This is a genomic window from Pleomorphomonas sp. NRK KF1 (assembly GCF_023721755.1).
Lineage (GTDB): Bacteria > Pseudomonadota > Alphaproteobacteria > Rhizobiales > Pleomorphomonadaceae > Pleomorphomonas.
On the sequence record NZ_JAMDLH010000002.1, the window covers coordinates 135,351 to 147,840 of the forward strand.

At 64.0% G+C, this 12,490-nt stretch carries 11 protein-coding genes; 8 read left to right on the plus strand and 3 right to left on the minus strand.

What is annotated here, in order from left to right; translation table 11 throughout:
• Positions 1-2: 2 nt before the first annotated feature.
• On the minus strand, positions 3-317 hold the full coding sequence (gene rhaM / locus M4J39_RS06060) for an L-rhamnose mutarotase (protein ID WP_251726928.1): 315 nt from the start codon (positions 315-317) through the stop codon (positions 3-5).
• A 382-nt stretch (positions 318-699) separates the two neighbouring features.
• Here rhaM and M4J39_RS06065 point away from each other — a divergent pair, with 382 nt between their 5' ends.
• The 8 genes from M4J39_RS06065 to M4J39_RS06100 all read left to right on the plus strand — a co-directional run bounded on the left by M4J39_RS06065 (position 700) and on the right by M4J39_RS06100 (position 10,082).
• Positions 700-1,968, plus strand: coding sequence for an L-rhamnose isomerase (locus M4J39_RS06065; protein ID WP_251726929.1), 1,269 nt, complete (start codon positions 700-702; stop codon positions 1,966-1,968).
• A 6-nt stretch (positions 1,969-1,974) separates the two neighbouring features.
• Positions 1,975-2,832, plus strand: coding sequence for a rhamnulose-1-phosphate aldolase (gene rhaD / locus M4J39_RS06070; protein ID WP_251726930.1), 858 nt, complete (start codon positions 1,975-1,977; stop codon positions 2,830-2,832).
• 78 nt (positions 2,833-2,910) lie between these two features.
• Positions 2,911-3,723: a DeoR/GlpR family DNA-binding transcription regulator gene (locus tag M4J39_RS06075; RefSeq protein ID WP_251726931.1), complete on the plus strand. Its 813-nt coding sequence runs from the start codon at positions 2,911-2,913 to the stop codon at positions 3,721-3,723.
• A gap of 51 nt (positions 3,724-3,774) precedes the next feature.
• On the plus strand, positions 3,775-4,770 hold the full coding sequence (gene rhaS / locus M4J39_RS06080; protein ID WP_251726932.1) for a rhamnose ABC transporter substrate-binding protein: 996 nt from the start codon (positions 3,775-3,777) through the stop codon (positions 4,768-4,770).
• Between the two features lie 348 nt (positions 4,771-5,118).
• The gene (locus tag M4J39_RS06085) at positions 5,119-6,642 is read left to right on the plus strand and encodes a sugar ABC transporter ATP-binding protein (RefSeq protein WP_371875406.1); all 1,524 of its coding nucleotides are present in this window, start codon (positions 5,119-5,121) and stop codon (positions 6,640-6,642) included.
• A 46-nt stretch (positions 6,643-6,688) separates the two neighbouring features.
• Entirely contained in the window at positions 6,689-7,678 is a 990-nt protein-coding gene (locus M4J39_RS06090) for an ABC transporter permease (RefSeq protein ID WP_251726934.1), read from the plus strand.
• On the plus strand, positions 7,675-8,691 hold the full coding sequence (locus tag M4J39_RS06095; RefSeq protein ID WP_251726935.1) for an ABC transporter permease: 1,017 nt from the start codon (positions 7,675-7,677) through the stop codon (positions 8,689-8,691). The genes M4J39_RS06090 and M4J39_RS06095 overlap by 4 nt, the downstream gene beginning before the upstream one ends.
• A gap of 23 nt (positions 8,692-8,714) precedes the next feature.
• Positions 8,715-10,082 (plus strand): FGGY-family carbohydrate kinase, encoded by a 1,368-nt coding sequence (locus tag M4J39_RS06100; RefSeq protein WP_371875432.1) that lies wholly within the window; start codon positions 8,715-8,717, stop codon positions 10,080-10,082.
• Here the strand turns inward: M4J39_RS06100 and M4J39_RS06105 are convergent.
• On the minus strand, positions 10,058-11,452 hold the full coding sequence (locus M4J39_RS06105) for an HWE histidine kinase domain-containing protein (RefSeq protein WP_251726937.1): 1,395 nt from the start codon (positions 11,450-11,452) through the stop codon (positions 10,058-10,060). The two genes, M4J39_RS06100 and M4J39_RS06105, sit on opposite strands and share 25 nt — an antisense overlap.
• A 57-nt stretch (positions 11,453-11,509) precedes the next feature.
• Positions 11,510-12,313 carry a response regulator gene (locus M4J39_RS06110; RefSeq protein WP_251726938.1) on the minus strand — a complete coding sequence of 268 codons (804 nt, stop codon included), beginning with the start codon at positions 12,311-12,313 and terminating at the stop codon, positions 11,510-11,512.
• Positions 12,314-12,490 lie beyond the last annotated feature (177 nt).

Genomic DNA, 12,490 nt, shown 5'->3' on the forward strand with positions numbered 1-12,490 from the left:
CGTCAGGCGAGGAAGAACACCTCGCGGAGGTCCGACGACTTCGGGCTGTTGTCGGGGTTCGACGGCATGATGTCGGCCATGTACTTCCACCACTTCTGGCAAACGTCCGTGGCGGCCACGGCGTCCCAGCGCTCCTCCGACTCGATCTCAACGGTGGCAAACAGCGTCGACGTCTTCGGATCGAGATAGATGGCGTAGTTGTGGGCGCCATGCGCCTTGAGCACGGCCGACAACTCCGGCCAAATCTCGTCGTGGCGGCGCTTGTACTCGGCATGGGCGTCGGGGTTAACCCACATGATGAAGGCTTTTCTGATCATGGCGCTCCTCCCTGTCGGCGCTGTGTCGATGATCGAATGGATCATAATCAATCCCATCCGCTCGACCCCAGTGGGGATATTACGCAAATTCAATCATTCTCAATCTTAATCCGAACGTTTGAACACCAAGCAGAAGCCATCATGCGGCTGCCTGAACTTTTGTCGATAAGCAGTTGTACGTCCGATTTTTGACCATGATCATAATAGTCATGCTTTATCAGTGTGTTAGAAGCCAACGACGCCGTAATGCAGACACGGCGAGACGGGCACGGAGACCGCGCGCCCAAATGATCGTACTTGATCGGTTGTGACTAAATGTGATTGATAGCATCAACACCAAACAGACGCTGGCAGCGGAGCCAATGGGAGGAAACCGCCGGTCATGTCCGAACAATCGCCGATCACCAAAGCCTACCAACTGGCCCGCGAGCATTTCTCTCGCGACGGCATCGACACCGAGGCCGTTCTTTCCAAACTCGACACCGTTCCCGTCTCTATGCACTGCTGGCAGGGCGACGACGTCAAGGGTTTCGAGAATCCCGATGGCGAGCTCACCGGCGGCATTCAGGTTTCCGGCAACTATCCCGGTCGGGCGCACAATGCCGACCAGCTGCGCGCAGATCTCGACAAGGCAATGTCGCTGATCCCCGGCGCCAAGCGGCTCAACCTGCACGCCCTCTATCTTGAGGCTGACCGCAAGGTGGAGCGCGACGCCATCGAGCCCAAGCACTTCCAGCGCTGGGTCGACTGGGCGAAGGAGCGCGGCCTCGGTCTCGACTTCAACCCCTCCTGTTTCTCGCACCCCAAGAGCGCGGACAACCGGACGCTCAGCCATCCCGATGCCGGCATCCGCCAGTTCTGGATCGATCACTGCAAGGCCAGCCGCAAGGTGTCCGAGCATTTCGGCCGGTCACTCGGCACCGCCTCGGTGATGAATATCTGGATCCCCGACGGCTCGAAGGACTATCCGTTCGACCGCTACGGACCGCGCGAGACGTTGAAGTCTGCCCTCGACGAGGTCATCGCCGAAAAGATCTCGACCGAATTCCACTACGACGCGGTCGAGAGCAAGCTGTTCGGCATCGGCGCCGAAGCCTACACCGTCGGCTCCAACGAGTTCTACATGGGCTATGCGGCGACGCGCGGCACTATGCTGTGCCTTGACGCCGGCCACTTCCACCCGACCGAGGTCGTGTCCGACAAACTGTCCGCCGTCTTCCAGTTCGTCGATCGCGTACTGCTGCACGTGTCGCGCCCCATGCGCTGGGACAGCGACCACGTCGTGCTTTTCGACGACGAGCTGCAGGCCATCGCCAACGAACTGGTCCGCGGCAACATGCTCGATCGGACTGCGATCGGTCTCGATTACTTCGACGCGTCGATCAACCGAATAGCGGCCTGGGTCGTCGGCATGCGCAACATGCGCAAGGCGCTGCTCAAGGCCATGCTCGAGCCGGCGACCAAGCTCAAGGCCGCCGAAACCTCCGGGGACTACGGGCTTCGCATGGCGTTGTTCGAGGAACACAAGACGAGCCCCTGGGGTGCCGTCTGGGATCATTACTGCGAAAGCCGGAACGTGCCGGTCGGCGCCGCCTGGTTCGACGTCGTCAAGAGCTACGAGCGCGACGTGCTCGCCAAGCGGGAGTCCTGAGCCATTATGACTGCGAACATGATCGACGCTTGGTTCGTCAAGGCTATGGTGAAGGCCACGACGGATTGCTGGGAGAAAGGCTGGGATGAGCGCAACGGGGGCAATATCAGCCTTCGGCTCACCGACGACGACCTGGCGCCCTATCTCGCCAGCATTCGCGAACCGCGCCGTCTGCCGATGACGGAACCTCTGCCGGCAATCGCAGGGCAGAGCTATATCGTCACCGGCACGGGCAAGTTCTTCCGCAATGTCCAGCTCGACCCCGAGAACAACCTCGGCGTGGTGCGCGTCGCCGCCGACGGCAGCTTCCTGGAGGTGCTGTGGGGCTATCGCGACGGTGGTGGCCCGACGTCGGAATACTCGAGCCACTTCAAAGGCCATATCGCCCGGCAGACCGCCACCAATGGCGGCGACCGCGTCGTGCTCCATTGCCACGCCACCAATCTGATCGCGCTGACCTACGTGCTCGACTGGAGCGACGCCAACGTGACGCGCGCCCTCTGGGAGGGCTCGACCGAGTGTCTGGTGGTGTTCCCCGATGGCGTCGGCACCATGCCCTGGCTGGTGCCCGGCACCGACCAGATGGGTGACGCCACAGCCCGGCTGCTGGCGAAAAGACCGCTGGTGCTCTGGCCGTTCCACGGCGTGTTCGGTGTCGGTCCGACGCTCGACGACGCCTTCGGCCTGGTCGACACCGCCGAGAAGGCGGCCGAGATCCTGGTGAAGGTGCTGTCTATGGGAGGGCCGCTCCAGACCATGTCGACGCAGGACCTGATCGATCTTGCCGCCCGCTTCAAGGTGGTGCCGCAGACGGAAGCCATGGCACTCGACGGCTGGAAGCTCGCCGGCCCCAAGACCGTCTGATCAATCGCGCCGGCGCTTGCCCCCGCGGCGCCGGCACGCCATCGTCCGAGCCCCAACTACAGGAGCCGAGACAGCCCCATGCACGAACGCGAACGCCACCGCATCATCCTTTCCGCCGTCCAGGAACGCCCGATCCTGACGGTGCAGGACATCGTCGAGCTGACCGACGCCTCCGAGGCGACGATCCGCCGCGACATCAGCGCGCTGGCGCTCCAGAACCGCCTGAAGAAGGTGCGCGGGGGCGCCGAGGCTTTGCATCCGCCACAGATCGGCGTGCTGGCGGCGCGATCGTTCCGAGCCGACGAGACGGTCAACTCGGCGCAGAAGCGCGCCATCGCCCGCGAGGCGGTGAAACTCTGCCACGACGGCGAGGCGATCACCATCAACGGCGGCACCACCACCTTTCCGATGGTTCACTATCTGGCGCAGATGCGCCTGCAGGTGATGACCAACTCGTTCCCCATCGCCGAGCACCTGATCAAGCATTCCAAGTGCACGGTGATGCTGCCGGCCGGCGCGGTCTATCGCGAGCAGAACATCATCCTGTCGCCGTTCGACAGCGATGGAACCGGCCACTTCTATGCCCGCCGCTTCTTCATGGGCGCCCGCGGTGTATCGCCGCTCGGCATCATGGAATCGGACTCGCTGATCATTCAGTCCGAGCAGCGGCTGATGCGACAGGCCGACGAGCTGATCGTTCTGGTCGACAGTTCGAAATTCAAGACACGGTCCAGCCTGATCCTCTGCCCGCTCGAACGGGTGAGCACGATCATTACGGACGACGGCATCGACGAGCGCGACCGGAAGATGGTGGAAGCCGCCGGCATCGGACTGATCGTCGCATCGACAGACCGAAAAGAAGACATCCAGCAATCCCCGACCGTCGCCTGACTGAGGAAAGAGGCGGAGGTCGAAGGAAGGTCGAAACGGGAGGAGACCCAGATGACCCTGTTCAAGAAACTGATCGTTACCACGGCTGCCGCCATTGCCCTCATGGCCGGTCCGGCCAGCGCCGAGAGCGTCAAGATCGCCCTCGTGGTCAAGACGCTCGGCAACGGCTTCTTCGACGCCGCCCACAAGGGCGCCCAGGAAGCTGCCAAGGAGCTCGGCGACGTCGAGATCATCTACACCGGCCCGACCAACTCGACCGCCGAGGCGCAGATCGACGTCGTCAACTCGCTGATCGCCCAGAAGGTCGACGCCATCGCCATCTCGGCCAACGACAAGGACGCCCTGGTACCGGCCCTGAAGAAGGCCATGCAGCGCGGCATCACCGTCATTTCCTGGGACTCCGGCGTTGCTCCGGAAGGCCGCCTGATGCACCTCAACCCGTCGTCCAACCCGCTGATCGGCAACATGTGCGTGAAGCTGGCTTCCGACGGTCTCGGTTCTGAGAAGGGCGACGTCGCCATCCTCTCGGCCGCCTCGACGGCGACCAACCAGAACATCTGGATCGAGGAGATGAAGAAGGTTCTGCCGAACTACCCGAACGTCAACCTCGTCGATACGGTTTACGGTGACGACCTCGCCGACAAGTCCTATCGCGAGACGCAGGGCCTGGTCGCCAAGTATCCCAACCTCAAGGCCATCATCGCGCCGACGTCGGTTGGCATCGTCGCCGCCGCCCAGGCGATCGAGGACGCCGGCCTTGTCGGCAAGGTGAACGTCACCGGTCTCGGCCTGCCGTCGGAAATGGCCGGCCACGTCAAGGCGGGCTCGTCCAAGGCCTTTGCCATCTGGAACCCGATCGACCTCGGCTATTCGGCGACCTACATCGCCTACGAGCTGAAGACCGGCAAGGCCGAAGCCAAGCCGGACGCCGAGATCGCCATCGGCCGCATGGGCGCGATCAAGCTCGACGCCAACAACGAAGCCGCCATGGCAGACCCGTTTGTCTATGACGCCGGCAACGTCGAGGAATTCGCCAAGATCTTCTGATCTGGGCACGCCTATCCGGGCCCGGCGTTCGCCGGGTCCGGAACCGATACGCCAATAGGCCCCTCACCCTGTTCCTCCCCCACAAGGGGGAGGGGACGCGGTCGTCGCCGATCGGGCTTCTCTCCCACGGCTTCCGTCGTCCACCCCGGCGCGCCTCCCTCCAGCGCAGTCGGCGTATCGCGCAGGGTCCCCTCCCCCTTGTGGGGAAGGAACAGGACGAGGGCAGTTCCGCCGATCCGATCCCAGCCGGTCGTCCCGGAGTGATCGTCGTCGCGACGACAGCGATACCGATCGCCGCCCGGCCACTCGGGCTCCAGGCTCCCGCAGCAAAAAGCGCCGATGAACGCCATGCCTTCCACGGACACCCCCACGACAGAGCCCATCCTGAAGATGACGGGCATCTCCAAGACCTTTCCCGGCGTCAAGGCGCTGTCGGACGTGGCGCTCGAGCTTCGGCCCGGCCACGTCACCGCGCTGATCGGCGAGAACGGCGCCGGCAAGTCGACGCTGGTCAAGATCCTGACCGGCATCTACCAGCCGGATGGCGGCAACATCGAGATCGACGGCAAGAAGGTCGATCTGCCAACCGCCGAGGCCGCCCAAGATCTCGGCATCACCGCCATTCATCAGGAAACGGTGCTGTTCGACGAGCTGACGGTGGCCGAGAACATCTACATCGGTCATCAGCCGCGCAATCGCTACGGCCTGATCGACTGGGCGGCGATGCATGCACGCGCCGCCGCCATCCTGCACGGCATCGACGCGCCGATCTCGACCCGCACGCGCCTCAAGGATCTCTCCATCGCCCAGCGCCATCTGGTGGCGATCGCCCGCGCTCTGTCGATCGACGCCCGCATCGTCATCATGGACGAGCCGACCGCCGCCCTCTCCTACAAGGAGGTTGAGGAGCTGTTCGGCATCATCGACCGGCTCAAGAAGGCCGGTAAGGCCATTCTCTTCATCAGCCACAAGTTCGAGGAGGTCTGGCAGATCTGCGAGTATTTCGCGGTGTTCCGGGATGGACGCCAAGTGGGCGCCGGCCGGCTCGACGAAGTGTCGCACAACGACCTCGTCAAGCTGATGGTCGGCCGCGACGTGACGCAGGCCTTCCCCAAGCTTCCCGCCGAGATCGGTGACGTGGTGCTGAAGGTCGACGGCTATTGCCACCCGACCGAGTTCGATCAGGTTTCGCTGGAGCTCCGGCGCGGCGAGATCCTCGGTCTCTACGGCCTCGTCGGCGCCGGACGTTCGGAGTTCTGCCAGGCGCTGTTCGGCGTCACCCACCCATCGGCGGGAACGGTGACCCTGTCGGGCAAGCCGATCACCGTGCGGTCGCCATCCGATGCCATCGATGCCGGCATCGTCTACGTGCCTGAAGAGCGCGGCCGCCACGGCGCCATCACCGCCATGTCGATCGTCTCCAACATCTCGCTGCCGTCCCTGAAGGTCACCAGCCGTCGCAACTTCCTCCGCATGGCCGAGGAGTTCGACCTCGCCCGCAAGTATGCCGAGCGGCTTGACTTGCGCGCCGCCTCGCTCAGCCAGCCGGTCGGCACCCTGTCGGGCGGCAACCAGCAGAAGGTGGTGATCGGCAAGTGGCTGGCCACGCTGCCGAAAGTCATCATCCTCGACGAGCCGACCAAGGGCATCGACATCGGCTCCAAGGCCGCCGTCCATGCCTTCATGAGCCAACTCGCCGTCGAAGGGCTCGCCGTGATCATGGTGTCGAGCGAGATCCCGGAGATCCTAGGCATGAGCGACCGGGTTATCGTCATGCGCGAGGGCCGGATGGCCGGCGTGTTCGAACGCGAAGGCCTGACGCCGGAAGCGCTGGTCCGCGCCGCCACCGGCAACAAGGAGGCCGCCGCGTGACCCGCCGCTCCACTTTCACCGCCATCTCCGCCCCGGAGCTTTTCAGATGACTATCGTTCGCAGCCTTCTTGCGCGGCGCGAAGCGCTTCTGGTGCTGGCCTGCCTTCTGTTGCTTGCCGCCATCACCGCGCGCTTCCCCGCCTTCTCGACCCCCAAGAATCTCGCCGGCGTGTTCAACGACACGTCGATCCTGATCATGATGGCGCTCGGCCAGTCGGCGGTCATTCTGACGAAATCGATCGACCTGTCGGTAGCCGCCAACGTGGCGCTCACAGGCATGACGGTCGCCATGCTGAACCACCTTGTTCCGGGTCTGCCGGTCGTGGTGCTGATCCTTGTCGCCATCGGCATGGGCATGCTGCTCGGCGCCATCAATGGCTTCCTGGTGTGGTGGCTCGACATTCCTGCCATCGTGGTGACGCTCGGTACCATGACCATCTTCCGTGGCCTCGCCTTCGTCGAGTCCGGTGGTGCCTGGGTCAACGCCCATGAAATGTCGCCGGCCTTCCTCGAGTTGCCGCGCACGCTGATCCTCGGGCTGCCTGTGTTGTCGTGGACCGGCCTTGTTGCCATCGTCCTGGCGACACTCCTGTTCACCCGTACGGGGCTTGGTCGCGCGTTCTACGCCACCGGAGGCAACGCGGTCGCCGCCGTCTACGCCGGCATCGACATCGGCAAGACCCGCTTTCTCGCCTTCGTCCTGTCGGGCACGGTCGCCGGCCTCTGCGGCTATTTCTGGGTGTCGCGCTATGCCGTCGCCTATGTCGACGTGGCCTCGGGCTTCGAACTCGACACCATCGCCGCCTGCGTCATCGGCGGTGTCTCGACCATCGGCGGCGTCGGCACGGTCGGTGGCGTGGTGCTGGGCGCCTTGTTCCTCGGCATCATCAAGAATGCGCTGCCGGTGATCGGCATCTCGCCGTTCTGGCAGATGGCGATTTCGGGCGCCATCATCATTACCGCCGTCGTCATCAATGCCCGCGGCGAACGCGTCAAGGGCCGCGTCATCCTGCGCCGCAAGGAGCTTCCGCTATGAGCGATCAGTCCGCCGCTCTCACCCCGCGCCACATTCCCGACCGTCTCGACAGCCCATTCAAGCGGGCGGCAAAAAGCTGGGAAACGCTGCTGCTGGCCGTGGCGATCGCCATCGCCATCGCCAACTCGCTGGCCTCGCCCTATTTCCTCGATCCGTGGAACCTGTCGGACGCCACCTTCAACTTCACGGAAAAGGCCATCCTGGCGCTGGCCATGACCTTCGTGATCATCACCGGCGAAATCGATCTGTCGGTGGCCTCGATCATCGCACTGGCGTCCACCGCCATGGGAGCCGCAGCCGAGGTCGGAGCCGGCACGCCGGTGCTGTTTCTCGTCGGACTCGGCGTGGGACTCGGGTGCGGTGTCTTCAACGGCTTCCTGGTGGCCAGGCTCGGCCTTCCGGCCATTGTCGCGACCATCGGCACCATGAGCCTTTATCGCGGCATCGCCTACGTCGTACTCGGCGATCAGGTCTACAAGAACTACCCGGCCGATTTCGCGGTCTTCGGCCAGGGCTATGCCTTCTGGATCTTCTCGATCGAGTTCGTCACCTTTCTCGGACTGGCAGTCGTCGCCGGCATCGTGCTGCACAAGACGATCTTCGGCCGGCAGGTCTATGCCGTCGGCAACAACCCGCTGGCGGCAAGCTTCTCCGGCGTGAAGATGCGGCGCATCAAGTTCATCGTCTTCCTGATGACAGGCGTCGCCGCCGGCCTCGCCTCGGTGATGCTGACCTCGCGGCTCGGTTCTACCCGACCGTCGATCGCCGTCGGCTGGGAGCTCGACGCGGTGACCATGGCCGTTCTCGGCGGCGTCGGCATCAACGGCGGCACGGGCAACATCCTCGGTGTGGTGATCGCCGCCTTCGTCATGGGGCTCGTCACCTTCGGGCTGGGCCTCTTGAACGTACCCGGCATCGTCATGAGCATCTTCATGGGACTGATGCTGATCCTGGTGATCGCCCTGCCGCTCGTCGTGCAACGGATCAACAATCGGCGCCGCGTCGCCCGTTAATGTCGCGGACAAGGGGGGAAATGATGACGACGCCGAGGTTCATCGCAGTTCTCGATGTGGGCAAGACCAACGTCAAGCTGGTGGTCCACGACCTTGAGACCGGCGAGGACGTTTTCGTCCGAACCCGACCGAACGCCGTCATCAATGCCCCGCCCTACCCCCACTACGACGTGGAGGGCATGTGGTCGTTCTTCCTCGACACGCTGAAAGCGGCCACGGCGGACCAAAGGATCGATGCGATCTCGTTCACCACCCACGGCGCCACATTCGCACTGATGGCCGGGGACCAGTTGGCATTGCCTGTTCTCGATTACGAATACTCGGGTCCGGACGCCCTCAATGGAGCCTATGTCGCCGCCCGACCATCCTTCGACGAGAGCTTCACGCCTCGCTTGCCGGGCGGCCTCAACGCCGGCGCTCAGATCTACTGGCAGGAGAGAATCTTCCCGGACGCCTTCGCGAAGGTTACGACCATTCTCCCCTACCCGCAGTACTGGGCTTTCCGGTTCACCGGCATACTGGCGAGCGAGCGGACCTCTCTTGGCGTGCACACCGACCTGTGGGCGCCAGAGAAGCGCGGCTATTCTTCATTTGCCGCGGCGGAAGGCTGGAACAGGCTGTTCGCCCCCCTATGCTCGGCTTTCGACCGTCTCGGCACGGTGTCGGCGGATATCGCCACCCGGACAGGCCTTTCCCCCGATACGCCCGTCTATTGCGGCATCCACGATTCCAACGCCTCGCTGCTGCCGCATCTTCTTGGTCGCGAGCCACCATTCACAGTGCTTTCCACCGGCACCTGGGTGATCATTTTCGCCGTCGGCGGCGAGGCGTCGGCACTCGACGCCCGTCGCGACGGTCTCTGCAATGTCGATGCATTCGGCAATCCGGTGCCATCGTCGCGTTTCATGGGAGGACGCGAGTTCGATCTCCTGACCGAGGGGCACGCCCGGAAACCGACCGTGGAAGATGTCCGCACCGTTCTGGACGGCGGCATCATGGTTCACCCGACCGCCGTTCCCGGCTGCGGCCCGTTTCCGGACGGAAAGGGAGGATGGAGCACCGACCCCTCGTCGCTTGCGGCTGGCGTGCGCACCGCCGCCGTCAGCCTCTATCTCGCATTGGTGGCGCAGGCCTCCATGGCCGTCGCCGGCGCGGCCGGCCCGATCATCATAGAAGGGCCTTTCGGCCGCGATACTCTCTTTGCGGAAGCCCTGCAACGGCTCACTGGGCGACCGGTGGCGATTGCCGCTGGTGCCACAGGCACATCAACCGGTGCCGCCATGCTGGCGCTTGGTTCGGACGGACAACTCGATCTGCCGCCCGACCGGCCGGTCGGGGGGATCTACGATCTCGCGGGCCTTGAGAGTTATGCGGAGCGCTGGGCGGGCTGAAGCTGCGGACCGATCCGCCCGCGCACCCCGTAGGCGAAACCCGCATCGGAAAGATCGAGCGCCGTCACCTCGCCGTCAAGGACGACCGGGATGACGGTGCGCAACAGCAGATGGCCGAAGGCGCTGATTTCGATCGACGACGTTCCCAACATGCGCCATTCCAGACGAAAGCCGCCATCGGGCAACATCGCCCATGACACGACTGCACGCTCGGGCGGACGCTCCGCCTTCGCAGCAGCCACGACCAGTTCGTGAGCCCCCAGCATGACGTTCTGGGCGACGTCAGGACCGAGCAGGACGCGGGGGCCATCCATGTCGACGCTAATGTTGGCCGTGCCCTCCACATCGGCCCAGGCGCGGATAATCACTTCGTCAAGCAGGATACCGCGCCAACCGTTCTGCACCAGTAGTTCGTGAGCGGCCGACAGAGCCAGCAGGCGACCGCTGAAGGGGGCCAGAAAGCCGGCAGCCTCGGGGCATCCTTCGGCACTCTGCCGCGCGATGCCCTGCACGACCGCCAGAAGATTCTTGGAGCGGTGGGTGAGTTCGCGCAGGATGTCCCGCATCTCGCGCTCATGTTCCTTGTAACGGGAAACGTCGATCGCCGCCGCCAAAACACCTTTGACGCTTCCATCTGCCGTCACCGGCTCGACGAAGCCTTCGAACCAGCGCTGCCGCCCGCCCAGAACGAAGGTGATCTCGAACCGCTCGGGCGTACCGCCGGCCAGCACGCGACGCGCGACGGCGACGAACTCGGCTGCTTCGGCCGGCGGCAGGAGATCGCCCGGCCGACGCCCCAGCAAGTCGGCTTGGGTGAGCGGATGAGGCGGATTGTGCACCCAAGTGAAAAGGAGATCGGAGTCGAGTTCCAGGATCGAGATGTCGGACCCTTCAAGCGCCATCTCGAACCGATGCCGAACCGTCTCCAGCTCGGCGGTGCGTCCGGCAACGCGGCCTTCGAGGTCGCGATTGAGATCGCTCAGCTGGTCGATCAACCTGCGGTTCGCCGCCTGCCCCTCCATGAGGAGCGCGTTGGCTTCGTTGGCTTCCTGACGGGTCGGCTGACCGACGAGCTTTGGGATCATCGGCCAGACAGCGATCCCCACGACGAAAGCGACGACGGCGGTCACCGTCTCCATCAACACCGGAAGGCCGCCGCCGCCCGTCGCTCCGGGCAGAAGGCGGCCTATGGCTCCCAAGGCCACAGCCAGGACAAAGACGAAGAGAAGCGCGGACGTGCCCATCAAGCCACCGGCACGGTGGCGCATGCGAAAAAGATACGTCACGAGGCCGGCGGACACGGAAGCGCAGGCGGCAACGGTCATTGCCCTCGCCAGCGTCTTGAGTGTCTCGAGGTCATCGGGCTGCACCTTGCCCTCCGCGTCAGACGGACGAGGATCGCGAAGTCCACCTGTGGCCGGCCAACGTCACGCGCTGTCCCTCAACCTCAGCGATGCGACCTTGTCGAAGAACAGCGCCTGGGAGATCACTGCCTTCACCATCTCCTCGCGGAACGGCTTGGCAATGAGGAAGGTCGGCTCCGGCCGTTCACCCGTCAGTAGCGATTCCGGGTAGGCCGTGATGAAGATGACGGGCACCTCGAAGCTCGAAAGAATGTCGTTGACGGCATCGAGGCCCGACGAGCCGTCGGCGAGACGAATATCGGCCAGGATGAGGCCCGGCCGCTCGCGGCGGGCCATCGCAACCGCCTCGTCGCGCGTGCGCGCATTGCCGACCACGGTATGGCCGAGCCCCTCGACCAGTCCTTCGAGGTCCATCGCGATCAGCGGCTCATCCTCGATGACGAGAACGCGCGACGCGACCTGTTCGCCAATCTGGCGAGAGGCTTCCGACAGCAGGGCCGAGAAGGCTTCCGGCCCTACATCCAGAATGAGGGACGCATCGAAGGCGGAGAACCCTTCCATGGCAGTGAGAAGAAACGCCTGACGGGGGAGCGGGGTAATGGCGTCAAGGCGCCGATCGGCCGCCGGGCGTTCACTCGGCTCGTCCACCCTCATGTAGTTCATGGGGTTGGCGTTCCAGACCGCCGAGAAAAGCTTGTAGACGCCAAGCCGCGGATCGAGAGACTGATCGAACCCGTCCGGATCGGCCACCAGCTGCTCCAACATGGCCACGACGTGACTGTCGCCGCTCGTCTGACTGCCACTCAAAGCCCGCGCATAGCGGCGGAGAAGGGGGAGCTGAGGAGCGATCAAGGCCGTGATAGACATGAGAAACCTTTCCAACGCTTGGGCGAGCAATCGACTAAAGAGTACCGTTCTGCGTTAAAACGTCTGAGAGGATAACCGGTTCCCCGTTTCCGCACATTTTTTGTCGCGCATTGGAACCGGAAACTATCATCCGCGTTCAGCACAAGAGTGATCATGCAGCCTTCGCCGTGAGATCGT